The organism is Streptococcus mitis (assembly GCF_047459985.1).
In the GTDB taxonomy this organism is placed as follows: Bacteria; Bacillota; Bacilli; order Lactobacillales; family Streptococcaceae; genus Streptococcus; species Streptococcus mitis_DZ.
The window spans coordinates 43,886-69,358 of record NZ_JASHHD010000005.1 but is presented as its reverse complement, the minus strand read 5'-3'; the positions used below and the strand labels follow the sequence as shown (position 1 = coordinate 69,358).

Annotated in this window: 26 protein-coding genes, 1 tRNA gene and 1 pseudogene; 24 read left to right on the top strand and 4 right to left on the bottom strand. The window is 41.0% G+C overall.

Translation table 11 applies throughout. The annotated features are described in order from the left end of the window. The first annotated feature begins 21 nt into the window (after nt 1–21). On the top strand, nt 22–1,353 hold the full coding sequence (locus QM959_RS04720) for a hemolysin family protein (RefSeq protein ID WP_414371712.1): 1,332 nt from the start codon (nt 22–24) through the stop codon (nt 1,351–1,353). Nucleotides 1,354–1,550: 197 nt separating this feature from the next. Here QM959_RS04720 and QM959_RS04715 read toward each other — a convergent pair. Next, nucleotides 1,551–1,621: transfer RNA gene (locus QM959_RS04715), tRNA-Cys, on the bottom strand. A gap of 157 nt (nt 1,622–1,778) precedes the next feature. Between QM959_RS04715 and QM959_RS04710 the strand changes: the two genes are divergently transcribed. The 9 genes and pseudogenes from QM959_RS04710 to QM959_RS04670 all read left to right on the top strand — a co-directional run. Continuing rightward, nucleotides 1,779–3,767: a peptide ABC transporter substrate-binding protein gene (locus tag QM959_RS04710; protein WP_414371710.1), complete on the top strand. Its 1,989-nt coding sequence runs from the start codon at nt 1,779–1,781 to the stop codon at nt 3,765–3,767. A 66-nt stretch (nt 3,768–3,833) separates the two neighbouring features. Further along, nucleotides 3,834–5,330: an ABC transporter permease gene (locus tag QM959_RS04705; protein ID WP_004260571.1), complete on the top strand. Its 1,497-nt coding sequence runs from the start codon at nt 3,834–3,836 to the stop codon at nt 5,328–5,330. Further along, nucleotides 5,330–6,256 (top strand): oligopeptide ABC transporter permease OppC, encoded by a 927-nt coding sequence (gene oppC / locus QM959_RS04700; protein ID WP_261036292.1) that lies wholly within the window; start codon nt 5,330–5,332, stop codon nt 6,254–6,256. The genes QM959_RS04705 and oppC overlap by 1 nt, the downstream gene beginning before the upstream one ends. An 8-nt stretch (nt 6,257–6,264) precedes the next feature. After that, on the top strand, nt 6,265–7,332 hold the full coding sequence (locus tag QM959_RS04695; RefSeq protein WP_000159550.1) for an ABC transporter ATP-binding protein: 1,068 nt from the start codon (nt 6,265–6,267) through the stop codon (nt 7,330–7,332). A 10-nt stretch (nt 7,333–7,342) separates the two neighbouring features. Then, nucleotides 7,343–8,269: an ATP-binding cassette domain-containing protein gene (locus tag QM959_RS04690; RefSeq protein ID WP_101514805.1), complete on the top strand. Its 927-nt coding sequence runs from the start codon at nt 7,343–7,345 to the stop codon at nt 8,267–8,269. Between the two features lie 452 nt (nt 8,270–8,721). After that, on the top strand, nt 8,722–9,699 hold the full coding sequence (locus QM959_RS04685; protein WP_414371707.1) for an ABC transporter substrate binding protein: 978 nt from the start codon (nt 8,722–8,724) through the stop codon (nt 9,697–9,699). Nucleotides 9,700–9,710: 11 nt separating this feature from the next. After that, entirely contained in the window at nt 9,711–10,604 is an 894-nt protein-coding gene (locus QM959_RS04680; RefSeq protein ID WP_414371705.1) for an ABC transporter permease, read from the top strand. 12 nt (nt 10,605–10,616) lie between these two features. Then, a complete protein-coding gene (locus QM959_RS04675) occupies nt 10,617–11,420 on the top strand; it encodes an ATP-binding cassette domain-containing protein (RefSeq protein ID WP_261036290.1) in 804 nt (267 codons plus the stop codon). A 14-nt stretch (nt 11,421–11,434) separates the two neighbouring features. Then, nucleotides 11,435–11,629: pseudogene (locus QM959_RS04670) on the top strand (hypothetical protein); the annotation flags it as partial. A gap of 141 nt (nt 11,630–11,770) precedes the next feature. Here QM959_RS04670 and QM959_RS04665 read toward each other — a convergent pair. Beyond that, on the bottom strand, nt 11,771–12,604 hold the full coding sequence (locus QM959_RS04665; RefSeq protein WP_414371703.1) for a LysR family transcriptional regulator: 834 nt from the start codon (nt 12,602–12,604) through the stop codon (nt 11,771–11,773). A gap of 116 nt (nt 12,605–12,720) precedes the next feature. Here QM959_RS04665 and QM959_RS04660 point away from each other — a divergent pair, with 116 nt between their 5' ends. From QM959_RS04660 to yidD, 12 genes are all read left to right on the top strand, one after another. Further along, entirely contained in the window at nt 12,721–13,566 is an 846-nt protein-coding gene (locus QM959_RS04660) for an aldo/keto reductase (protein WP_247934983.1), read from the top strand. Between the two features lie 46 nt (nt 13,567–13,612). Further along, a complete protein-coding gene (locus tag QM959_RS04655) occupies nt 13,613–14,374 on the top strand; it encodes a carboxymuconolactone decarboxylase family protein (RefSeq protein ID WP_247934982.1) in 762 nt (253 codons plus the stop codon). A gap of 256 nt (nt 14,375–14,630) precedes the next feature. Next, nucleotides 14,631–14,879, top strand: a complete 249-nt coding sequence (locus tag QM959_RS04650) for a YneF family protein (RefSeq protein ID WP_414319888.1) — start codon at nt 14,631–14,633, stop codon at nt 14,877–14,879. Between the two features lie 199 nt (nt 14,880–15,078). After that, entirely contained in the window at nt 15,079–15,873 is a 795-nt protein-coding gene (gene racE, locus QM959_RS04645; protein WP_414371700.1) for a glutamate racemase, read from the top strand. Further along, nucleotides 15,831–16,841 carry a nucleoside-triphosphate diphosphatase gene (locus tag QM959_RS04640; protein WP_414371698.1) on the top strand — a complete coding sequence of 337 codons (1,011 nt, stop codon included), beginning with the start codon at nt 15,831–15,833 and terminating at the stop codon, nt 16,839–16,841. Before racE ends, QM959_RS04640 begins: the two co-directional genes overlap by 43 nt. Beyond that, entirely contained in the window at nt 16,817–17,338 is a 522-nt protein-coding gene (locus QM959_RS04635; protein WP_020902175.1) for a metallophosphoesterase, read from the top strand. Before QM959_RS04640 ends, QM959_RS04635 begins: the two co-directional genes overlap by 25 nt. Next, on the top strand, nt 17,335–17,796 hold the full coding sequence (gene cbpB / locus QM959_RS04630; RefSeq protein ID WP_414371696.1) for a cyclic-di-AMP-binding protein CbpB: 462 nt from the start codon (nt 17,335–17,337) through the stop codon (nt 17,794–17,796). The genes QM959_RS04635 and cbpB overlap by 4 nt, the downstream gene beginning before the upstream one ends. Next, nucleotides 17,793–18,527 (top strand): site-specific tyrosine recombinase XerD, encoded by a 735-nt coding sequence (gene xerD / locus QM959_RS04625; RefSeq protein WP_414371694.1) that lies wholly within the window; start codon nt 17,793–17,795, stop codon nt 18,525–18,527. Before cbpB ends, xerD begins: the two co-directional genes overlap by 4 nt. Further along, nucleotides 18,527–19,255: a segregation/condensation protein A gene (locus tag QM959_RS04620; protein ID WP_414371691.1), complete on the top strand. Its 729-nt coding sequence runs from the start codon at nt 18,527–18,529 to the stop codon at nt 19,253–19,255. The genes xerD and QM959_RS04620 overlap by 1 nt, the downstream gene beginning before the upstream one ends. 18 nt (nt 19,256–19,273) lie before the next feature. After that, nucleotides 19,274–19,843 carry an SMC-Scp complex subunit ScpB gene (gene scpB / locus QM959_RS04615; RefSeq protein WP_414371690.1) on the top strand — a complete coding sequence of 190 codons (570 nt, stop codon included), beginning with the start codon at nt 19,274–19,276 and terminating at the stop codon, nt 19,841–19,843. Next, nucleotides 19,830–20,552, top strand: coding sequence for a pseudouridine synthase (locus QM959_RS04610; RefSeq protein WP_001222228.1), 723 nt, complete (start codon nt 19,830–19,832; stop codon nt 20,550–20,552). The genes scpB and QM959_RS04610 overlap by 14 nt, the downstream gene beginning before the upstream one ends. Beyond that, nucleotides 20,552–20,788 (top strand): membrane protein insertion efficiency factor YidD, encoded by a 237-nt coding sequence (gene yidD / locus QM959_RS04605; RefSeq protein WP_004245573.1) that lies wholly within the window; start codon nt 20,552–20,554, stop codon nt 20,786–20,788. The genes QM959_RS04610 and yidD overlap by 1 nt, the downstream gene beginning before the upstream one ends. A gap of 97 nt (nt 20,789–20,885) precedes the next feature. On the opposite strand, the gene galE is transcribed toward yidD, so the two are convergent. Next, a complete protein-coding gene (galE, locus tag QM959_RS04600; RefSeq protein ID WP_414371687.1) occupies nt 20,886–21,884 on the bottom strand; it encodes a UDP-glucose 4-epimerase GalE in 999 nt (332 codons plus the stop codon). Nucleotides 21,885–22,180: 296 nt separating this feature from the next. Here galE and pepA point away from each other — a divergent pair, with 296 nt between their 5' ends. Continuing rightward, entirely contained in the window at nt 22,181–23,245 is a 1,065-nt protein-coding gene (gene pepA / locus QM959_RS04595) for a glutamyl aminopeptidase (protein WP_414371685.1), read from the top strand. 20 nt (nt 23,246–23,265) lie between these two features. Further along, the gene (locus tag QM959_RS04590; RefSeq protein WP_084954033.1) at nt 23,266–23,562 is read left to right on the top strand and encodes a bacteriocin immunity protein; all 297 of its coding nucleotides are present in this window, start codon (nt 23,266–23,268) and stop codon (nt 23,560–23,562) included. Between the two features lie 200 nt (nt 23,563–23,762). Here QM959_RS04590 and QM959_RS04585 read toward each other — a convergent pair whose 3' ends face one another. Further along, nucleotides 23,763–25,394: a Na/Pi cotransporter family protein gene (locus QM959_RS04585; RefSeq protein WP_414371683.1), complete on the bottom strand. Its 1,632-nt coding sequence runs from the start codon at nt 25,392–25,394 to the stop codon at nt 23,763–23,765. Nucleotides 25,395–25,473: the final 79 nt, after the last annotated feature.

Sequence of the window (25,473 nt, the reverse complement as noted above, 5' to 3'; positions counted from 1 at the left end):
TACTATTTTAGGAGAAGAACTATGGAAGACCCAAGTAGTCAGAATTTGTTGCTACAATTTGTTTTATTGTTTATCTTGACGGTGTTAAATGCTTTTTTCTCAGCCACAGAAATGGCCATGGTTTCTCTTAACCGTGCGCGGGTTGAACAAAAGGCAGAAGAGGGAGATAGACGCTATATCCGTCTGCTGAAGGTATTAGAGAATCCTAACCATTTTTTATCAACTATTCAAGTAGGGATTACCCTGATTACGATCTTATCAGGGGCGAGTTTAGCTGATACTCTAGGACGTGTGATTGCATCTTGGCTTGGAAATGGCGAAACAGCTTATGCCGTTTCAAGTTTTCTATCTTTAGCATTTTTGACTTATATTTCCATCGTTTTTGGGGAATTGTATCCTAAGAGAATTGCTCTTAATCTAAAGGATGCTTTGGCAATTCGTACAGCGCCAGTTATTATTGGGCTGGGGAAACTAGTTAGTCCCTTTGTTTGGCTCTTGTCTGCATCTACCAATCTATTGAGTCGCTTGACTCCTATGTCATTTGATGATGCGGATGAAAAGATGACCCGTGATGAAATTGCCTATATGCTGACTAATAGTGAAGAAACACTAGATGCTGACGAAATTGAAATGTTGCAGGGGATTTTCTCACTAGACGAGCTCATGGCACGTGAAGTCATGGTTCCTCGAACAGATGCCTTTATGGTCGATATTCAGGATGATACTCAAACCATCATCCAAAGTATCTTGAAACAGAACTTTTCTCGTATTCCTGTTTATGATGGAGACAAGGACAATGTCATTGGTTTGGTTCACACCAAGAGCCTCCTTAAAGAAGCCTTTGTCAGTGGGTTTGACAATATCGTCTGGAAGCGAATCTTGCAAGATCCACTCTTTGTACCTGAGACGATTTTTGTAGATGATTTATTAAAAGAGTTCAGAAATACTCAAAGACAGATGGCTATCCTTCTGGATGAGTATGGTGGTATGGCAGGTCTAGTTACACTAGAGGATCTTCTTGAGGAGATTGTCGGAGAGATTGACGACGAAACTGACCGTGCTGAGGTTTACGTTCATACTATTGGTGAGAATACCTACATTGTTCAAGGTACGATGAACTTGAACGACTTCAATAGTTATTTCGATGTTGAGCTTGAAAGTGATGATGTAGATACAATCGCTGGTTATTATTTGACTGGTGTAGGGACTATTCCAACAACTGAAAAGCTTAGCTATGAATTGATCAGTCAAAACAAACAGCTTATCCTAACCAATGATAAGGTGAAAAATGGACGTGTGACCAAGGTAAGAGTCCAAATCACAGAAGTCGAAATTGAAGAAGAAACAGAGTAAACTAGAGGCTTTTGTCACCATGCGTGACGAAGCTTTTTTCAGTTGATTTCAAAAGGGAGTTGTGTCCTTGAAAAAACTCAGCCCCAAACTCACCCCAAAAGTTCTTTAAATCTATCTTTAATTATCTGAAAAAAAATAAAAAAGCCCTATTTTACGGGCTTTTTGTCTTGATAAATTCCGATAAATTCGGTATTGAAAGGCGGTAGACGGATTTGAACCGACGATCAAGCTTTTGCAGAGCCGTGCCTTACCACTTGGCTATACCGCCTTAACTTTTATTATTATACCTTGAAAATGATTTTCAGTCAATAGCTTTTTCAGATTTTTTGTATCAATAATCCTAAATATTCTGAAAATTCGTTTACTTTTCTTGAAATCTATGATATAATTGATGATAACCTATACTTTATAAGAGGAGTAAATAAATGAAAAAAAGTCAAGTGCTTGCTGTAGCGGGAGCTACCTTATTAACGTCAGGAGTTCTAGCTGCGTGTTCAAACACTAGTTCAAATAATGCTAAACTAGCAAAAGATTACCAATATGTTTATCAAACAGATCCAGAAACCTTGGATTATGTCGTTAGCAATATCGATTCAACGTCATTCATCACAACAAATGCCGTAGATGGTTTGTTGGCTAACGATAAATATGGTAATCTGGTTCCTTCTATCGCTGAATCATGGACAGTTTCAAAAGATGGTTTGACTTATACCTATAAAATCCGTAAGGATGCTAAATGGGTGACAGCAGAGGGAGAAGAATACGCTCCTGTAACTGCTAAAGACTTCGTTACTGGTTTGAAACATGCTGTAGATGGAAAATCAAAAGGACTTTCAATCGTTAGCTCTTCTATTAAGGGATTAGAAGCATATATCAAGGGTGAAACAAGCGAATTTTCAACCGTTGGTGTAAAGGCACTTGATGACCAAACACTAGAATATACCTTGAACCAGCCAGAAACTTTCTGGAATGACAAGACTACTAGTGGTGTTTTGATGCCAGTTAATGAAGAATTCTTAACTTCAAAAGGGGAAGGTTTTGGTGCCCCAACTGATGCCAACTCTATTCTTTATAACGGTCCATTTGTCTTAAAATCTGTAACTCCTAAATCATCTATCGAGATGGCTAAAAATGACGCTTACTGGGACAAAGAAAATGTAAAAATTGAGAACGTTAAGTTCACTTTCTGGGATGGTAAGGACCAAGATGTGATTGCTAAAGGTTTTGCCGATGGTCAATATAGCAAGGCTCGTATCTTCCCTACAAGTTCTACATATGAAAAATATGCAGCTGACTTCAAAGATAACATTTACTTTAATGAACCAGGTGCGGGTGTTGCAACTGTCAGCTTGAACTATGGCCGTACAACCTATAACCACACTGCCAAAACAAGTGATGCCCAAAAGACATCTACTCAGAAAGCATTGCTAAATAAAGAATTCCGTCAAGCCTTGAACTTTGCAGTCGATCGCAATTCTTATTCAGCTCAAACAAATGGTACTGATGGAGCTGCAGTAGCCATCCGTAATACATTTGCACCTTATAACCTTCAAGTTGGTAAGAAAACATTTGGTGAATTGGTACAAGATAGCTTGGCTAAGACAAATTCTTCTACTTGGTCAAACGTGTCTCTAGCAGATTCTCAAAATGGACTTTACAATGAAGAAAAAGCTAAAGAAGTCTTTGCTAAAGCTAAATCAAGCCTGCAAGTTGAGGGTGTTGAATTCCCAATCCACTTGGATGCCTTGGTTATCCAAGAATCAACAGCGGTTGTAAACCGTGTTCAATCATTGAAACAATCAATTGAAAAAGTATTGGGTTCAGATAATGTTGTTGTAGACTTGCAACAAATGACTCAAGCAGAAGCTTTACCAATTTCATTTAGCGCTCCAACAGCTAAAGAACAAGACTGGGATATCCATACCTTGACAGGATGGAACCCTGACTATCAAGATCCTTCTACTTTCTTGGATCAGTTCGTCATTAAGGGAGGAAATACTCGCCTTTATCTTGGTATTGACAAAAATACAGATGCATCAGTAGTAAGCAAACTTGGTTTAGTTGACTATGGAAAATTACTTGATGACGCAAACAGTGAAAACCAAGATGTTCAAAAACGTTATGAAAAATACGCAGTAGCACAAGCTTGGTTGACTGACAATGCTTTGACAATTCCAGTAATGGCTTCTCCTAAAGAAACAGCCGTTTCATTTGTTTCAAAAGTTCTACCATTTAGCTCTTCATATTCTGTAGCCGGCCTTAAAGGTGAAAATTCAGGATACTTGAAGTACACTGAAGTTGGTGAAAAAGCAATCACCAAAGAAGAGTATGAAAAAGCTCGTGAAAAATGGTTGAAAGAAAAGACTGAGTCAAACGAGAAAGCTCAAAAAGAATTGGCAAGTCATGTGAAGTAAATAATTTTCAATAGAACTTTCTCTCCATGAGGAGAAGGTTCTTTTGGGATTTTTAAAGGAAATGATATGAAAAAATATATTTTTATGCGTGTTTTGCGGTCATTGGTTTCTATCTTCTTAGTAACAACCTTGACTTACACGATTATCTATACAATGGTTCCTCGAAAATTGATTTTCAAACAGGATACCAACTATAACAAGATTGCGACAACTGCTGATAAACGTGATAACTATGAGAATACCGTTTATGAGCGTATGGGTTATATCGAGTACTACGATACCAAAGAGTTGCAAGAAAAAGCTAGCCAGATGGACGCCTCTGTAACCGTTGAAGCTAATGATACCAACAAGGCTATCTATGAAAAATACATCAAACAAATCGGTCATGGTTGGACCTTGGGAGAATTTACTGAAAGTGGCCAATTCTATGCGACTCGTGAAATCCCAATTTTTGAACGTGTTTTCAAATTCTATGCTAACTTGATTGACATTGACCATACAAATAAAATTCAAGACCCTGAAAACCCAGACTTGAAACGTTACCTTCGTTTCGAAAACGATCCAGCTATCGGATGGTCATTGGTCGGTTCAGGAACAAAACACAAATATCTCTTGTACTTTAACAGTCAGTTCCCGTTTGTACATCAAAACTTTGTGAACATTAATTTAGGTGATTCTTATCCAACCTATGCTAATAGCCCTGTATTACAGGTTATTACTCAGGGACAAGGTCAAACAAAAACCTCTCAAGTTCAGTTCCCAACGGGTAAGAAAACTTCTTCTGTAAATATTTACTCAAGAACTTATAAATCACCTAGTCAGGCTGATTCTCGTGAAGTAGCCAACTACGGAAAAGATGATCCTTATACAGCTACTGAAAGTAACTACCAATATCCTTCTATGATTGCCAGCTCTGCTGTCGTTGGATTGATTGGTTTGGTGATTTCTTATGCGATTGCCGTGCCACTTGGTTCAGCTATGGCTCGCTTCAAGAACACTTGGATTGATAGTTTCTCAACAGGGGCTTTGACCTTCTTGATGGCTCTCCCAACCATTGCCTTGGTTTATATCATCCGTTTGGCTGGTTCTTCAATCGGCTTGCCAGATTCATTCCCTATATTGGGTGCTGGTGATTGGCGTTCGTATGTTTTACCAGCAGTTATCCTTGGTTTGTTGGGTGCTCCTGGTACAGCGATTTGGATTCGTCGTTACATGATTGACTTGCAATCACAAGACTTTGTTCGTTTTGCTCGTGCAAAAGGTTTGTCTGAAAAAGAAATTTCAAACAAACACATCTTTAAAAATGCCATGGTTCCGCTGGTTTCAGGAATTCCTGGTGCCGTTATCGGGGTTATCGGTGGTGCAACCCTTACTGAAACAGTCTTCGCCTTCCCAGGTATGGGTAAAATGTTGATTGACTCTGTAAAAGCATCTAATAACTCTATGGTCGTTGGTCTTGTCTTCATCTTTACATGTATTTCTATCTTCTCACTTCTTTTGGGAGATATTTGGATGACAATTATTGACCCACGTATTAAATTGACTGAGAAAGGAGGCAAATAATGTCTACAATCGATAAAGAAAAATTTCAGTTCGTAAAACGTGACGATTTTGCCTCTGAAGTCATTGATGCGCCAGCTTATTCATACTGGGGTTCAGTGTTTAGACAATTTATGAAGAAAAAATCAACTGTAGTCATGTTGGGAATCTTGGTAGCCATCATTTTGATGAGTTTCATCTACCCAATGTTTTCTAAGTTTGATTTCAATGATGTCAGCAAGGTAAACGACTTTAGTGCTCGTTATATCAAGCCAAATGCTGAGCATTGGTTCGGTACTGACAGTAACGGTAAATCTCTCTTTGACGGTGTTTGGTTCGGAGCTCGTAACTCTATCCTCATATCTGTTATTGCGACAGTGATTAACTTGGTTATCGGTGTCTTTGTCGGTGGTATTTGGGGAATTTCAAAATCAGTTGACCGTGTGATGATGGAAGTTTATAACGTCATCTCAAACATCCCCTCTCTTTTGATTGTCATTGTCTTGACTTACTCAATCGGAGCTGGATTCTGGAATCTGATTTTTGCCATGAGTGTAACAACATGGATTGGAATTGCCTTCATGATCCGTGTGCAAATCTTGCGTTATCGTGACTTGGAATACAACTTGGCGTCACGTACTTTGGGAACACCAACCTTGAAGATTGTTGCCAAAAATATCATGCCTCAATTGGTATCTGTTATTGTAACAACCATGACTCAAATGCTTCCAAGCTTTATCTCATACGAAGCATTCTTATCTTTCTTCGGTCTTGGATTACCGATTACAGTACCAAGTTTGGGTCGTTTGATTTCGGATTATTCACAAAACGTTACGACCAACGCTTACTTGTTCTGGATTCCATTGACAACTCTTGTCTTGGTATCCTTGTCTCTTTTCGTAGTTGGTCAAAACTTAGCGGATGCTAGTGATCCACGTACACATAGATAGGAGTAGAAATGACAAAAGAAAAAAATGTAATTTTGACTGCTCGCGATATTGTCGTGGAATTTGACGTTCGTGACAAAGTATTGACAGCCATTCGCGGTGTTTCCCTTGAACTAGTTGAGGGAGAAGTATTAGCCTTGGTAGGTGAGTCAGGATCAGGGAAATCTGTTTTGACTAAGACTTTCACAGGTATGCTTGAAGAAAATGGTCGCATTGCTCAAGGAAGCATTGACTACCGTGGTCAGGATTTGACAGCTCTATCGTCTCACAAGGATTGGGAACAAATTCGTGGTGCTAAGATTGCGACTATCTTCCAAGACCCAATGACTAGTTTGGACCCAATTAAAACAATTGGTAGCCAGATTACAGAAGTTATTGTAAAACACCAAGGAAAAACAGCTAAAGAAGCGAAAGAATTGGCAATTGACTACATGAATAAGGTTGGGATTCCAGATGCAGATAGACGTTTTGATGAATACCCATTCCAATATTCTGGAGGAATGCGTCAACGTATCGTTATTGCGATTGCCCTTGCCTGCCGACCTGATGTCTTGATCTGTGATGAGCCAACGACTGCCTTGGATGTAACCATCCAAGCACAGATTATTGATTTGCTAAAATCTTTACAAAACGAGTACCATTTCACAACAATCTTTATCACCCACGACCTTGGTGTGGTAGCAAGCATTGCGGATAAGGTAGCGGTTATGTATGCAGGAGAAATCGTTGAGTATGGAACTGTTGAGGAAGTCTTCTATGACCCTCGCCATCCGTATACATGGAGTCTCTTGTCTAGCTTGCCTCAGCTTGCTGATGATAAAGGGGATCTTTACTCAATCCCAGGAACACCTCCGTCACTTTATACTGACCTGAAAGGGGATGCTTTTGCCTTGCGTTCTGACTATGCAATGCAGATTGACTTCGAACAAAAAGCCCCTCAATTCTCAGTATCAGAGACACATTGGGCTAAAACTTGGCTTCTTCATGAGGATGCTCCAAAAGTAGAAAAACCAGCTGTGATTGCAAATCTCCACGATAAGATCCGTGAAAAAATGGGGTTTGCCCATCTGGCAGACTAGGAGGAAGGAAATGTCTGAAAAATTAGTAGAAATCAAAGATTTAGAAATTTCCTTCGGTGAAGGAAGTAAGAAGTTTGTCGCTGTTAAAAATGCTAACTTCTTTATCAACAAGGGAGAAACTTTCTCGCTTGTAGGTGAGTCAGGAAGTGGGAAAACAACTATTGGTCGTGCCATCATCGGTTTAAATGACACAAGTAATGGGGATATCATTTTTGAAGGTCAAAAGATTAATGGTAAGAAATCGCGTGAACAAGCTGCGGAATTGATTCGTCGTATTCAGATGATTTTCCAAGACCCTGCTGCAAGTTTGAATGAACGTGCGACTGTTGATTATATTATTTCTGAAGGTCTTTACAATCATCGTTTATTTAAGGATGAAGAAGAACGTAAAGAGAAAGTTCAAAATATTATCCGTGAAGTAGGTCTTCTTGCTGAGCACTTGACTCGTTACCCTCATGAATTCTCAGGTGGTCAACGTCAACGTATCGGTATTGCCCGTGCCTTGGTCATGCAACCAGACTTTGTTATTGCGGATGAGCCAATTTCAGCCTTGGACGTTTCTGTACGTGCCCAAGTCTTGAACTTGCTCAAAAAATTCCAAAAAGAACTTGGTTTGACCTATCTCTTCATCGCTCATGATTTGTCTGTCGTTCGTTTTATTTCAGATCGTATCGCAGTTATTTACAAGGGTGTTATTGTAGAGGTTGCAGAAACAGAAGAGTTGTTTAACAATCCAATTCATCCATATACTCAAGCCTTGCTTTCAGCGGTACCGATTCCAGATCCAATCTTGGAACGTAAGAAGGTCTTGAAGGTTTACGACCCAAGTCAACACGACTATGAGACTGATAAACCATCCATGGTTGAAATCCGTCCAGGTCACTATGTTTGGGCTAACCAAGCCGAATTGGCACGTTATCAAAAAGGACTAAACTAATAATGGTTTTATAATTTCCATGTTAATTTTGTGGAAATTATAAACCTTTTTTTGTTGGACTGATTTGAAAGGCTTTTGAAAGCGCCCTGAAAGAATTTTCGAAAAATTTTAAAAAATTCTGAAATATTCTTGACAGCTAATGAAAAAGGTGGTAAGATAGGAAACATCAAAAAAGAAAGCAGAAAAAGAAATGAATAAGAGACAAGCTGTAACGATGAATCAAAACTTTTACTTTAGCTACTTTAGATAGTGTTTGTAGACATGTCACCATGGATGCAAACAGTTCAAGCAATTTGTTTGTATCTATGTGGCTAAGATTTTTGATTGTGGTCCATATAGATGAATATCTAAATGGACTAGCTAAGTTGTAACTTGTTAGATTATTTTAAGCATCCGTTTAGATAGTATCTAGGCGGTTTTTTGTTTTATCTTTTCTGAGAAGGAGTTTCATTATGAAAGTTGTTCGAAAATTACTAGCACCCCTCTTGGTAGTGGGGATTCTCTTGACCTCTCTGATCAGTTTGCATCAGTTGAAGGCAGATAAGAAAAAAGATGTGTTTCGTATCGGTATTTCGCAATTTATTACTCATCAATCTTTGGACGCTACTAGAGAAGGGTTTGTGGATGAGCTGGCCAAGCAAGGCTATGTTGAGGGGAAAAATATTGAGATTGATTTGCAAAATGCACAGGGAGAACAAAGAAATCTAAAAACCATTTCCCAGCAACTAGCAGAATCTAGTGATGTCGTTTTAGCTATCGCAACGCCTTCTGCTCAGAGCTTGGCCAATACAACACAAACGACACCTGTTATCTTTTCAGCGGTAACAGATCCTGTCAGTGCTAAGTTAGTTGAGTCAAGAGAGTATCCTGGAGGCAATGTAACTGGGACAAGCGACCAGTCATCAGATGCCATTTCAACTCAAATCAATTTGATAAAGAAAGTGTTGCCAAAGGCTAAAACGATTGGAATCCTCTATACTCAGAGCGAGCCAAACTCAGTTGTCCAAAAGGATGAAGCTAAGCGCCTTCTGGAAGAAAAAGGCTTTTCCGTTGTTGAAAAAACAATCTTGGACAGTAATAACGTCAAGGCTGCAGCAGAAAGCTTGATGGCAGAGGTAGATATGGTTTTTGTACCAACAGATAATATCATTTCATCAACCATGGAAACAGTCAAGCAGGTTTCTATTAAACACAAGGTTCCAGTATTCGGTGGTTCAACAGAAATGGTTGTGGTTGGTGGCTTGTATAACTACGGTACCAATTATGAAGAATTGGGACGTCAGACAGCTCGCATGCTGGTTCGTGTTTTAAAAGGTGAGAAGCCAGAAAATATAGCAGTTGAGTTGCCTGAAAAACTGGAATTGCATACTAATCAAGAAATGGCAGTTGCACTAGGAATTGATATTAGTAAGTTAGAAGGCAAGGAATAAGGAGATTTAAGATGAATTTTGTATTATCTAGTTTATCAGAAGGTTTGTTGTGGTCGATTATGGCGATTGGGGTCTACTTGACTTTCCGTATTTTGGATATTGCGGATATGACTGCTGAGGGAGCATTTCCTATGGGGGCGGCTGTCGTTGTATCACAGATACAGGCAGGGACAAATCCTTGGATTGCGACCTTACTAGCTTTGCTGGCAGGTATGGTAGCAGGTCTTGTATCAGGAATGCTTCACACCAAGATGAAAATTCCAGCTCTCTTGACAGGTATTGTGACCTTGACAGGGCTTTATTCCATCAATATTAAAATCATGGGAAGCGTGCCTAATCTTTCCTTGGGAGATTCTTCAACCGTCTTTAAACAATTAGCGAACTTTGGTCTGACAAATGAAGAAGCTGTGTACTCACTCAGTTTAGCCTGTCTCTTACTTGTTTGTTTGGTTTTGACCCTTTTGATGAAAACGGAGCTTGGTTTGGTCTTGCGTTCGACTGGGGATAATATTCCGATGAGTGAGGCAAATGGAGTCAATGTAGACACCATGAAGATTGTTGGTTATATGATTTCAAACGGTTTGATTGCCCTATGTGGTTCTTTATTCGCTCAAAATGATGGATTTTCAGATGTAACTTCTGGGACAGGAACTATTGTTGTTGGTTTGAGTGCGGTGATTATTGCGGAAGTCTTGATACACGACTTGACCATTGGAGGCCGCTTATTATCCATCGGAATTGGTGCTATTGTATACCGTTTGATTATTTTAAATATCTATGAAATTCCAAATCTAGATCAAAACCTGGTTCGTCTCTTTAATGCGATTTTGTTAGCCTTGGTTTTATTTGCACCAGAATTGCAAAAGAGATTAAATATTCGTGGTTTGAAACTGAGAAATGAATAGGAGGAGAAAGTTATGGCAAGTTTATTAACACTTGAAAATATTCACAAGACATTTGAAGCAGGGACGGTCAATGAGAACCATGTCCTCAAAGGATTAGATTTAGAGGTTGAAGAGGGGGATTTTATCTCTGTGATCGGTGGAAATGGAGCTGGTAAATCCACTTTGATGAATATCTTGGCTGGCAATCTATCGGTGGATGAAGGGGATCTGTTACTGGCAGGCAAATCCATTAAAAATCTGAGTGTAAGAAAGAGAGCCAAGGATATTGCCCGTGTTTTTCAAGATCCTAAGATGGGAACAGCTTCTCGTTTGACGATTGAGGAGAATATGGCTATTGCCTTGAGACGCGGGAAGAAGAGAGGGCTTGGTTGGGGCGTGAAGGAGAAGGATAGAATTCAGTTCCAAGAAGCCTTGAAAGAGTTGAATATTGGCCTTGAAAACCGCTTGAAAGTGGATACCCAATACCTCTCAGGAGGACAAAGACAGGCCTTGACCCTAGTCATGGCAGCCTTGGTGAAACCCAAACTCTTGCTTTTGGATGAACATACTGCGGCACTTGATCCGAAAACAAGTCAAATGGTGATGGACTTGACGCAAAAGATTGTGGAACACCATCAGTTGACGACTTTGATGATTACCCATGATATGAACCATGCGATTGAGTACGGAAATCGTCTCATTATGCTCTATCAAGGCAAGATAGTGGTGGATGTCAAAGGAGAGGAGAAAAAGCATTTGACGGTTGAAGATCTCATGCATCTCTTCCAGAAAAATAGTGGGCAAAGTCTAGTTAGTGATGAATTGGTTTTGGGATAAAGAAAAAGGCTGAGATAGTGCTCAATAACTTTTATGCCACAGAAGTGGAAATCGATTTACCTCTAGTCTACCAAAATGGACAGATTTTGCTTTCAAACTATGAAGATGTAGAAGTGTCTGAAAAAATTCTACTCAAACCTTCTCAAACACTGGCTATTTATGTAAATATAAAAGAGGAGGCTGGGACAAAAGTCCGACCTAAAATATAAAAAGCGAACAAAACTAGTTTTCTGGTAATCAGAATTCTAATTTGTTCGCTTTTCACATTTAATTATAGATTTGAAGGGGTTAATAATTAAGGTTTTTAAAAATTGAAATCTTTTTGTCCCAAACTCCTTTTACTGGCGATTTTAAACATTTATTAAGTCAGTCAAGTTGATTTCGGGATTAAGAGACACTAAATGATAGTGGACATGTGCTTCAGGGTCGGAAATAGGTATCATTACTCGGTCGTCCTGAATCTTTTCCCTTTCTTGGCTGAGATTGGTCGTAAACCGAGGAAGTGTAGAATTGTAGGCTAATTCTTCAAACTCAAAACGGTTGGACTGAATGAGAAATTTTGAAGCTGGCATTTTTTCTTGAACCAATTCATTCCAAAATCCAATTTGATCCATTAGGAGAAAGTTATAATCATTGATTGCCTCGAAGCTAACGGCATCTAGACGAGCCAAATCATGACCCGTAGTGACTGCAATGGCAAGTTCCTCCTGTAGATAGGGCAGACAGGTCGTTTGATTCTGGTCATATGCAAATGGGAGAACAGCTAGATCAATGGTTTCTTCCTCAATAGCTTCCATTACCTTGTGGATAGAGCAAATTTGATGGCTAATTTGTTTGTTAGGGTAGAGGGATGCTAGTTGCGGTAGCAAAGACCAAAGTGGTGCAGGAGCGACTGAAGCAATCGTAATGGTCTTGAGGCTTTGCTCAAACTGTCTGACTTCTTTGATGCCTTGCTGACTAGTACTTAAAATTCTGCGTGCAACTTCGACAGCACGTTCTCCTGTTTTATTTAACGAAATCCGATTAGCACTGCGGTCAAAAAGGGGAACACCAAAATCCTCTTCCAAGTGCTGCATGGAACGTGATAAGGAAGGTGTCGAAATGAGTAATTTCTCTGCAACTTTAGAGAGTGTCCCTAATTCTTTAAAAGCGACGAGTTGTTCGAGTTCTTCTAGGTTAAGCATGTTTACCTCCTTTTTACTTTTCGTTTTATGAAAACTAGTTTGCTTTATTAATAGTGTACAAAATTTTCAAGTGGGTGAAAACTAGAAGCATCAAAAGAAATAAGGAGATACAGAATATGTTTTACAAAACTTTAAATAACAAGGTTAAAATGCCACAATTAGGATTTGGAGTTTACCAAACACCGGTAGATGAAACCAAGCGTGCAGTCCTTGATGCTATCGAAGTCGGTTATCGTGCCTTTGATACCGCTCAAGCTTATGGCAATGAAGCAGGTGTGGGGGAAGCTATCAAGGAATCTGGCCTTCCGCGGGAAGAATTTTTTATCACCACCAAGATTTGGATTAGCAATGCCGGTTATGAGAAGGCTAAGGCATCCATTGAAGAATCCTTGCAAAAATTGCAAACAGATTATATCGATCTTTTGCTGATTCACCAACCTTTCGGTGATTACTATGGAACTTACAGAGCTATGGAGGAAGCCTACAGGGCTGGTAAGCTCCGTGCTATTGGGGTTTCAAACTTCTCACCAGATCGTTTTATTGATTTGCAGCATTTTGTAGAAATCAAGCCAGCTGTGAATCAGATTGAAACGCATATCTTCCAGCAACAAAAAGTAGCCAAGACTTATTTAGATAAATACAACTGCCAAATCGAATCTTGGGGACCTTTTGCAGAAGGGCGCAATGATTTCTTCAATACGCCAACTCTTAAAGAAATTGGGGAAAAATATGGGAAATCCGTTGCTCAGGTAGCATTGCGATTCCTCCTCCAAAGCGACGTTGTGGTGATTCCTAAGTCTGTTCGCAAAGAACGCATGCAGGAAAACTTCAATATCTTTGACTTTGAATTGACGGCAGAAGAGATGGCAACCATTCAAGATTTAGACCAGGGGAAATCCCTCTTCTTTGATCACCAAGCTCCAGAAATAGCAGAATTTTTCATGACATTGGTAAAAAAGTAGAACTGAATTTTAGGGAAGTTAAAATCTAAGCAACGGAGGAAAAATTATGTCAAAAATCAAACAAACAGCAGGGAGAGATGCCCTAGGTGATTTTGCACCAGAATTTGCCCATTTTAATGATGATATTCTCTTTGGAGAAAATTGGAATAACCAAGATATTGACCTGAAAACAAGATGTATTATCACGGTTGTAGCACTGATGTCGTCTGGTATCACAGATCAATCCTTGTCTTACCATCTTGCAAATGCCAAGAAGCATGGAGTGAGCAAAAAAGAAATTGCTGCCATCATTACTCATGTGGCTTTTTATGCAGGCTGGCCAAAAGCATGGGCCGTTTTCAATCTAGCTAAAACAATCTGGACGGAGGATGTCCCGTCAGACGCTAGTGCAAAAGAAGCTTATCAAGCTTCAATATTTTTTCCAATTGGACAAGACAATAGTGCTTATGAACAATACTTTGTGGGTCAATCCTATCTAGCTCCAATCTCGGATGGAGCTTTCCCAATCTTTAATGTTACTTTCGAACCAGGCTGTCGCAATCATTGGCATAACCATAGAGCTACTAAAGGTGGGGGACAAGTCCTCATCTGTGTGGGTGGTCAAGGATATTACCAAGAATGGGGAAAAGATGCTGTGAAACTCCAACCTGGCGACACCGTTACCATCCCAGCTAATACAAAGCACTGGCATGGTGCTAGCAAGGATTCTTGGTTCTCTCATTTAGCTTTTGAAATTCCTGGTGAAAATACTAGTACGGAATGGAACGAACCTGTGTCTGAAGAAGACTATTTGAAAGCACAAGAGTAATACGTTTTATAGCCTCACTCATCCTGACTTCAAACAAAAATCTAGAAAAAGTGTATAATAAAAGTGATAAACCAATATAAAGGAGAGGTCCTATGAAGAAAACAGTTTAAATTAAACTCAGTAAGGAGCCCTCTTTTGCAGAAAAGCAGGGTTCTTTTTGCTGTCTATTCCATCCTTGAAAGCGTAAATCAAACTAGTCAGGCGGGGGACTTTATGGTATAATATAGAAGACTCAAAAAGAAACAGGAGAAATATTATGGATCTTATTTTGGCAATTGTCTTGATTGTTTTAGCTTTTCTAGGGGGAGCTCTTGGAGGTATGTACTTGGTGCGTAAGCAAATCGAAAAAGAATTTGCGGACAACCCACGTTTGAATGCAGAAGCAGTTCGTACCCTTTTGAGTGCAAATGGTCAAAAACCAAGCGAAGCTAAGGTACAACAAGTTTACCACCAAATCATTCGCCAACAAAAAGCAGCCCTTGCTAACAATAAAAAGAAAAAATAAATAAGGAAAAGTCTGGGATGAAAGTTCCAGACTTCTCACTATGTTGGCTATGGTTTAGGGATAAGACTTTTTCCTTGCATTCTATTGATATTTGATTATGATTAAGAGAGATAGTTGTTGATTAGGCTGACATTCAGTTCATAAATACAAGTAATCATAATGAACTATCAATCAGAAAAAAGACTAGAAAGAAGACTGTATGGATAATCGACCAATTGGTTTTTTGGATTCGGGTGTCGGGGGCTTGACCGTTGTGCGCGAGCTCATGCGCCAGCTTCCCCATGAAGAAATCGTCTATATTGGAGATTCGGCACGGGCGCCTTACGGTCCTCGTCCTGCTGAGCAAATTCGTGAATATACTTGGCAGTTGGTCAACTTTCTCTTGACCAAGGATGTCAAAATGATTGTTATTGCTTGTAATACTGCGACTGCGGTCGTCTGGGAAGAAATCAAGTCTCAACTAGACATTCCTGTCTTGGGTGTGATTTTGCCAGGAGCTTCGGCAGCCATCAAGTCCAGTCAAGGTGGGAAAATCGGAGTCATTGGAACGCCCATGACGGTACAATCAGATATCTACCGTCAGAAAATCCATGATCTGGATCCGGACTTACAGGTAGAGAGTTTGGCCTGTCCCAAGTTTGCCCCCTTGGTGGAGTCTGGGGCCCTGTCAACCAGTGTCACCAAGAAAGTGGTCTATGAAACCCTGCGTCCCCTGGTTGGAAAGGTGGATAGTCTGATTTTGGGCTGTACCCATTATCCGCTTCTCAGCCCTATTATTCAAAATGTTATGGGGCCCAAGGTTCAGCTTATCGATAGTGGGGCAGAGTGTGTACGGGACATCTCAGTCTTACTCAATTATTTTGAAATCAATCGTGGTCGCGATGCTGGACCACTTCATCACCGTTTTTACACAACAGCCAGCAGCCAAAGTTTTGCACAAATTGGTGAAGAATGGCTGGAAAAAGAGATTCATGTGGAGCATGTAGAATTATGACAAATAAAATTTATGAATATAAGGATGACCAGGACTGGTATGTCGGGTCCTATGGTATTTTTGGTGGCGTCCGGACCTTGACGGATGATGACTTGGATTTTCCTCTATTAGAGTTTGCCCAAAGATTTCGAGATGAGGATCGAGGTTTTCCTGTTTCGGTTACTGTTTTACGCTATGGTTCTCTATACCGTTTATTGTCCTTTGTGGTAGATATCCTTAACCAAGAAATGGGACGAGATGTGGAAGTCATCCAACGTCAGGGGGCTCTGCTCTTGGTTGAAAATGGGCAACTCCTGCATGTAGAATTGCCTAAAGAAGGTGTTGATGTAGAAGCTTTCTTTGAGACAAATAAGGTCAGAGAAACCTTATTGATTGCGACTCGTAACGAGGGCAAGACTAAGGAATTTCGAGCTATCTTTGACAAACTAGGCTACGATGTGGAAAATCTCAATGACTACCCTGACCTACCTGAAGTAGCAGAAACAGGCATGACCTTTGAAGAAAATGCCCGTCTCAAGGCAGAAACTATTTCTCAATTAACGGGCAAGATGGTTTTGGCAGATGATTCTGGACTTAAAGTTGATGTTTTGGGCGGTTTGCCGGGTGTCTGGTCAGCTCGTTTCGCAGGAGTGGGAGCAACTGACCGGGAAAACAATGCCAAGCTCTTGCACGAATTGGCCATGGTCTTTGAGCTCAAGGACCGTTCGGCTCAATTCCATACAACCCTAGTCGTAGCCAGTCCAAACAAGGAAAGTTTGGTTGTTGAAGCAGACTGGCCAGGCTACATTAACTTTGAACCTAAGGGGGAAAATGGCTTTGGCTATGATCCTCTCTTCCTTGTAGGGGAGACAGGCAAGTCATCAGCTGAATTAACCCTTGAAGAAAAAAATAGTCAATCTCACCGTGCCTTAGCCGTTAAGAAACTTTTGGAGGTATTTCCATCATGGCAAAGCAAACCATCATTGTAATGAGCGATTCTCATGGCGATAGCTTGATTGTGGAAGAAATCCGTGATCGCTATGTGGGCAAAGTTGACGCCGTTTTTCATAACGGCGATTCTGAACTGCGTCCGGATTCTCCACTTTGGGAGGGCATCCGTGTCGTCAAAGGGAACATGGACTTTTACGCCGGCTACCCAGAACGTTTGGTGACTGAGCTTGGTTCGACCAAGATTATCCAAACCCATGGTCACTTGTTTGACATCAATTTCAACTTTCAAAAGTTGGACTACTGGGCTCAGGAAGAAGAGGCCGATATCTGTCTCTATGGACACTTGCATGTGCCAAATGCTTGGATGGAAGGCAAGACCCTCTTTCTAAATCCAGGTTCCATCAGTCAACCACGTGGGACCATCAGAGAATGTCTCTATGCTCGAGTGGAAATTGATGATAGTTATTTCAAAGTGGACTTTTTGACACGAGACCACGAGGTGTATCCAGGCTTGTCCAAGGAGTTTAGCCGATGATTGCCAAGGAGTTTGAGACTTTCTTGTTAGGCCAAGAGGAAACTTTTTTGACCCCTGCTGCAAATCTGGCCGTGTTGATTGATACCCATAATGCGGATCATGCGACCCTCTTGCTCAGTCAGATGACCTATACCCGTGTTCCCGTTGTGACAGATGAAAAACGGTTTGTTGGGACAATTGGGCTCAGAGATATTATGGCTTATCAGATGGAGCATGACCTGAGTCAAGAAATCATGGCGGATACGGACATTGTCCACATGACGAAAATCGACGTAGCGGTTGTTTCGCCTGATTTTACCATTACGGAGGTCTTGCACAAGCTGGTAGATGAGTCCTTCTTACCGGTTGTGGACGCGTCAGGGATTTTCCAAGGAATCATCACGCGCAAGTCTATTCTCAAGGCAGTCAATGCTCTCTTGCATGACTTTAGTAAGGAATATGAGATTCGATGCAAATGAGAGACAGGATTTCAGCCTTTTTAGAGGAAAAGCAAGGCTTATCTACTAATTCCAAGCAGTCCTATAAGTATGATCTGGAACAATTTTTAGACATTATAGGAGAGCGGATTTCTGAGACCAGTCTCAAGATTTACCAAGCCCAACTAGCCAATCTAAAAATCAGTGCCCAGAAGCGAAAGATTTCGGCCTGTAATCAATTTCTCTACTTTCTCTATCAAAAAGGAGAAGTGGATAGTTTTTACCGTTTGGAATTAGCTAAACAAGCTGAGAAGAGGACCGAAAAGCCAAAAATTCTAGACCTAGCCTCCTTTTGGCAGGAAAGTGACTATCCAGAGGGGCGCTTACTGGCGCTCTTGATCCTAGAAATGGGGCTCTTGCCGAGTGAGATTTTGGCTCTCAAGGTTGAGGATATCAATCTGGATTTTCAGGTGTTGCGAATCAAGAAGGCTTCCCAACAGAGGATTGTCACCATTCCCACGACCTTGCTTTCAGAATTGGAACCCTTGATGGGGCAGACCTATCTTTTTGAGAGAGGAGGGAAAGCCTATTCTCGTCAGTGGGCCTTTCGTCAGTTAGGAGCTTTTGTCAAGGAGAAAGGTTTTCCAGCTCTGTCAGCCCAAGCCTTGCGGGAACAGTTCATTCTAAGACAAATAGAAAACAAGGTCGATTTGTACGAAATTGCAAAAAAATTAGGATTAAAAACAGTCCTGACCTTAGAAAAATATAGATAATGGATATTAAGTTAAAAGATTTTGAAGGGCCCCTGGACTTACTCTTGCACCTGGTTTCTAAGTACCAGATGGATATCTACGATGTGCCCATTACGGAAGTCATCGAACAGTATCTAGCCTATGTCTCAACCCTGCAGGCCATGCGTCTGGAAGTGACGGGCGAGTACATGGTCATGGCCAGTCAGCTCATGCTGATTAAGAGCCGCAAGCTTCTTCCAAAGGTAGCAGAAGTGACAGACTTGGAAGATGACCTGGAGCAGGATCTTCTTTCTCAAATCGAAGAATACCGCAAATTCAAGCTTTTGGGTGAGCACTTGGAAGCCAAGCACCAAGAACGGGCCCAGTACTATTCCAAAGCGCCGACAGAGTTGATTTACGAGGATGCGGAGCTTGTGCATGACAAGACGACCATTGATCTCTTTTTGGCTTTTTCAAATATCTTAGCCAAGAAAAAAGAAGAGTTTGCACAAAATCACACGACTATCTTGCGGGATGAGTACAAGATTGAGGACATGATGGTCATCGTAAAAGAGTCCTTGACTGGACGAGATCAATTGCGCTTGCAGGATTTGTTCAAGGAAGCTCAGAATGTCCAAGAGGTCATTACACTCTTTTTAGCAACTTTAGAGTTAATCAAAACTCAGGAGTTAACTCTAGTGCAGAATGAGAGTTTTGGGGATATCTATCTCATGGAAAAGAAGGAAGAAAGTCAAGTGGCCCAAAGCTAGACTTGATAGAGAGGAAAGATGAGTACTTTAGCAAAAATAGAAGCGCTCTTGTTTGTAGCGGGTGAAGATGGGATTAGAGTCCGCCAGTTAGCTGAACTCCTCTCTTTGCCACCAACAGGCATCCAGCAGAGTTTAGAAAAATTAGCCCAGAAGTATGAAAAGGACCCAGATTCCAGTTTGGCTCTGATTGAGACAGGTGGCGCTTATAGATTGGTGACCAAGCCTCAATTTGCAGAGATTTTGAAGGAATACTCTAAGGCGCCTATCAACCAGAGTTTATCTCGGGCTGCCCTTGAAACCTTGTCCATCATTGCTTACAAACAGCCCATCACACGGATAGAAATTGATGCTATCCGTGGGGTTAACTCGAGTGGGGCTTTAGCAAAGTTGCAGGCTTTTGACCTGATAAAGGAAGACGGAAAAAAAGAAGTGTTGGGGCGTCCCAACCTCTATGTGACAACGGATTATTTCCTAGATTACATGGGAATTAACCATTTAGAAGAATTGCCAGTGATTGATGAGCTTGACATTCAAGCCCAAGAAAGCCAATTATTTGGTGAAAGGATAGAAGAAGATGAGAATCAATAAGTATATTGCCCACGCAGGTGTGGCCAGTAGGAGAAAAGCAGAAGAGTTGATCAAGCAAGGTTTGGTGACGGTCAACGGCCAAGTGGTACGTGAACTCGCAACGACCATCAAGTCAGGTGACAAGGTCGAAGTTGAAGGACAACCAATCTACAACGAAGAAAAGGTCTATTATCTGCTAAACAAACCCCGCGGTGTGATTTCCAGTGTGACAGATGACAAGGGCCGCAAGACGGTTGTCGACCTCTTGCCCAATGTGAAAGAGCGCATCTACCCTGTAGGTCGTTTGGACTGGGATACATCAGGTGTTTTGATTTTGACCAATGATGGGGATTTTACGGATGAGATGATTCACCCTCGTAATGAGATCGACAAGGTTTATGTGGCGCGTGTTAAAGGTGTGGCCAATAAGGATAATCTCCGTCCCTTGACTCGTGGTCTTGAGATTGATGGCAAGAAAACCAAGCCAGCTGTTTATGAAATTCTCAAAGTGGATCCAGTCAAAAATCGCTCAGTGGTACAGTTGACTATCCATGAAGGGCGTAACCATCAGGTTAAAAAAATGTTTGAAGCTGTCGGTCTCCAAGTAGATAAACTGTCTCGGACACGTTTTGGGCATTTAGACTTGACAGGACTTCGTCCAGGTGAATCCCGACGCCTTAATAAAAAAGAAATCAGCCAATTACACACCATGGCTGTAACCAAGAAATAATGAAACGAATTTTAATAGCGCCTGTGCGCTTTTACCAACGTTTTATCTCACCAGCCTTTCCACCCTCTTGTCGCTTTGAGCCTACTTGTTCCAACTATATGATTCAGGCTATTGAAAAGCATGGCTTTAAGGGGGTCTTGATGGGCTTGGCTAGGATATTACGTTGCCATCCTTGGTCGAAAACAGGCAAGGACCCTGTGCCAGACCACTTTACTTTGAAAAGAAATTCAAAGTAAGATTGTATTCTAATGTATAAAACACAGATAGATGATACTTGGTATTTACTAAGTGTCATCTATCTGTGTTTTTATTTATGATTGATGTTTCTGTTATTTATTCCAAAATGTTTTTGCCTTCTTTAACACGCCAACGATAATCTGATAAAATAATATCTTCGAGGGAGTAGCTGGCCTGCCAGTCAAGATATTGTTTAGCTTTTGATGCATCTGCTAGAACGCTGGCTGGATCACCTGCACGACGAGCAACAATCTCGTGTGGGATTTTTTGATCCAGTAATTCTTCGGCAGTTTTAAAGATCTCTTTAACAGTATAGCCTTTCTCAGTTCCTAAGTTAAAGATTTGAGAAGAACTGTCTTCTTGAAAGAGGTAGTTCATTCCTTTAACATGGGCTTGTGCAAGATCTAAAACATGGATGTAATCTCGAATACATGAACCATCGCGCGTATCGTAGTCATCTCCAAATATTTTCAGGCTATCATTTTGTCCCAATGCAGTCTTATTGATATTCGGAATGATGTGAGTTGGATTTTTTACACGGAGACCATTTGAAGCATCCATTTCTGCACCAGCTACATTGAAATAGCGGAAAATGACATATTTCCAATCATAGCGATTAGCCATCCAGTAAATCATTCGTTCGCCCATCAATTTTGTTTCTGCATAAGGGTTGACAGGGTCGAGCAAGGTATCTTCAGTCGCTGGCTTGTCAATACAGTTATTACCATAGAGGGAAGCAGTTGAAGAGAACATGATTTTTTGAATACCAACTTCAGATAAGACTTTAAGAACTTGGTTCATGCCAGCAACATTGGCAGTGAAGTATTTGCTTGGGTTTTCAATGCTTTCGCTAACAACAATTTCACCTGCACAATGCAGAACTGCATCAATTTTATTTTCTTCCAAGTAGGCTTTTAAGGCACTAGCATCATAAACGTCAAGTTGTTTAAAGTTTGCACGATTATCTACAGCTGAACGGTGTCCTGTAGAAAGGTTATCTAGGACATGAACCTGATAGCCAGCATTTAAAAGAGCTTTAACAGTATGGGAGCCAATGTAGCCAGCCCCACCTGTAACAAGAATTGTTTTGGTCATGATTTTTTCCTTTTCCTATTTTTGTACTATTTTAAAGAAATAAGAAGGCAGAGTCAACTATTTTCTGCGAATTTCGTGAAAAAAATGAACGAATATATTATTAAATTGTTTTTTTTGTTTGGGAATGAATGATTTAGTTAATCTTGGAAAGTTTCTTAGATTTCACCCCACATGTAAGAGAATGCTATCTTTTTCTAAGATAGAGAAAGACGAAGATCCTAACTCAGAAATCCACCTTTCCGCTGTCCTTCTCCTATAAAAAGTGGTAAAATGGATGAAAGAAAGAAGGAACTGAAATGACAACATTATTTTCAAAAATCAAAGAAGTAACAGAACTTGCTGCAATCTCAGGTCATGAAGCACCTGTTCGTGCTTATCTTCGTGAAAAGTTGACACCGCATGTGGATGAAGTGGTGACAGATGGCTTGGGTGGTATTTTCGGAATTAAACATTCAGAAGCTGCAGATGCACCGCGCGTCTTGGTCGCTTCTCACATGGATGAAGTTGGTTTTATGGTCAGCGAAATCAAGCCAGATGGTACCTTCCGTGTTGTAGAAATCGGTGGCTGGAATCCTATGGTGGTCAGTAGCCAACGTTTCAAACTCTTAACACGTGATGGTCGTGAAATTCCTGTGATTTCAGGCTCTGTCCCTCCACATTTGACTCGTGGAAAGGGTGGACCAACCATGCCTGCTGTTGCGGATATTGTCTTTGATGGTGGGTTTGTGGACAAGGCTGAGGCAGAAAGTTTTGGCATCCGTCCTGGCGATACCATCGTACCTGATAGTAGCGCAATCCTTACAGCCAATGAAAAAAATATCATCTCAAAAGCTTGGGACAACCGCTACGGGGTTCTTATGGTTAGCGAGCTAGCTGAAGCTCTGTCAGGTCAAAAACTTGGCAATGAACTCTATCTTGGTTCTAACGTCCAAGAAGAAGTTGGTCTTCGTGGTGCTCATACTTCTACAACTAAGTTTGACCCAGAGGTCTTTCTGGCAGTTGACTGTTCACCAGCTGGTGATGTTTATGGCGGTCAAGGCAAGATTGGGGATGGAACCTTGATTCGTTTCTACGATCCAGGTCATTTGCTTCTCCCAGGCATGAAGGATTTCCTTTTGACAACGGCTGAGGAAGCTGGTATCAAGTACCAATACTACTGTGGTAAAGGCGGAACAGATGCTGGCGCAGCTCATCTGAAAAATGGTGGTGTCCCATCTACAACTATCGGTGTTTGCGCTCGTTATATCCATTCTCACCAAACCCTCTACGCGATGGATGACTTCTTAGAAGCGCAAGCTTTCTTACAAGCCTTGGTGAAGAAATTGGATCGTTCAACGGTTGATTTGATTAAAAATTATTAAACATAAGGGAGGTGGTAGGGATGGTAGAACCAAACCTAGAAAGCCTTATAAAAGATCTTTATAATCATGCTCGACATGATTTGAGTGAAGATTTAGTTGCTGCTCTCCTAGAGACTGCTAAAAAACTGCCTACTACAAATGAGCAATTGCTGGCAGTTCGTCTCTCAGGCCTGGTCAATCGTGAATTGCTCCTAAACCCCAAACATCCGGCACCTGAGTTGCTCAACTTGGCTCGCTTTATCAAAAGAGAAGAAGCCAAGTACAGAGGAACTGCAGCTTCTGCGATTATGTATGGGGAGCTATTTAAAATGCTTTGATTCCATTGTGAATCAAAGCATTTTTCTATATGGTAGAAAAGCAATTCTTGGTTATACTCAATGAAAATCAAAGAGCAAACTAGGAAACTGGCCACAGACTGTACTTGAGTACGGCAAGGCGACGTTGACGTGGTTTGAAGAGATTTTCGAAGAGTATTAGGAGAAGAAAAAGCCATCCTGTTCAGGATAGCATATTGATATTAGATTTGTTCAGCGATGACCTTTTCAGCAAGGTTCATGGCATGGTCAGATACACGAGTATAGTGGGAAATAATGTCGATAAAGTTGACCCCAGCTTGTGTTGAACACTCACCCTTGTTAAGGCGTTTGATGTGGGTCTTTCTGAGAACACGTTCCATATTGTTGATTTCTTTATGGCGTTCAATCAGACTTTGAGCTTTTTCGATATCATTGTTTTCCACGCTATCAAGGGCATCCTTGATAAAGCCAGTAGTTTTTTGATAAATGTCAGCCAATTCCTGCAAAGCAGCTTCAGAGAACTCAACATTTTTACGTTGAAGATAGTCAGTCAGGTTGATTAGGGCTTCTGCATGATCCCCGATCCGTTCCAAATCACGGGATGAATCAAGGATGTTGGTCAGCACTTCACTTTCTTTCTGGCTAAGGGCTTCACTTGAAAGAGTAATAAGGTAACGAGTCAATTTTTCATCGATGGTATTGATGGCTTCTTCTGTCTTGTGACCTTTTTCAGCAACCTTTTCATTGAGGTCAATGATGTAGTTGTATGAAAGGTCAAAGGCTTTAGAAGCATAATTTCCTAAGTGAAGGAGTTCTTTCTTCGCATTTCCGAGAGCGATTGATGGAGCTTGTTTAATTAAATGCTCATCAAGGTAAAGCGGCTCGTACTTGACAACTTCGTCTTCACCAGGGATGAGTTTGGTTACAAAGAAAGCCAAGGCTCCGATGAATGGAAATTGTACAATGGTGTTACTTACGTTAAAGGCACCGTGAGAGAAGGCAATAGTCATCTCAGGTGAGAGGTGAAGGAGTGCTTGGAAGTACTCAATCATAGCAGTGAAGGGGCCTAATAAGATTAAGCAAAGGATAGTTCCTAACACGTTAAAGGTGACGTGGGTTGCAGCAACGCGTTTCGCAGAGACATTGGCTCCAGCTGCCGCGATGATAACTGTTAGGGTTGTCCCGATATTATCCCCAAATAGGACAGGTAGTGAACCTTTGAGGTCGAGGAAGCCACCCGCATAGAGACCTTGAAGAATCCCGATAGTTGCAGAAGATGCTTGAATCAAAACGGTAATTACCGCACCAGCCACAACTCCCAAGATAGGATTTTGTCCCAAGGTAACCATGTATTCCTTAAACTGAGGTAAGTCTTTAAGAGGGCTCATACCGGCACTGATGAGGTTGAGGGCGTAGAAGATTCCCCCTACACCAAACAGGATGCGCCCGATATTGTTTGCTGTTCTGTTTTTTGTAAAGAATAGGAACATGGTTCCGAGGAAAATCAAGGGTAGGGCATACTCGCCAAGTTTGAAACCGATGATGAAGGACGTTACGGTCGTTCCAATATTGGCTCCCATGATAATCCCGATGGCCTGTCTAAGGGTGAGGAGACTAGCACTAACCAGTCCAACCGTAATAACCGTTACACCTGTACTCGACTGGATGAGGGCAGTGACGACAATCCCCACTAAGACCCCTAAGAAGGGATTACTTGTGTATTTGTCAATGTAATATCGAAGGCGGTCTCCAGCAGCTTGTTGCAAACCGTCTCCCATGGTCTTGATACTATATAAGAATAGTCCCAGACCACCTAAAAAGTGAAATAAAATTTCCTGCCAATTAATGGACATTTCTTTTTCCTCCGAAAAATAATAACGGAATTTCTCCTATTCTATTTTAAAGGATAAAAGTAAATCTAACAAGTGTTAA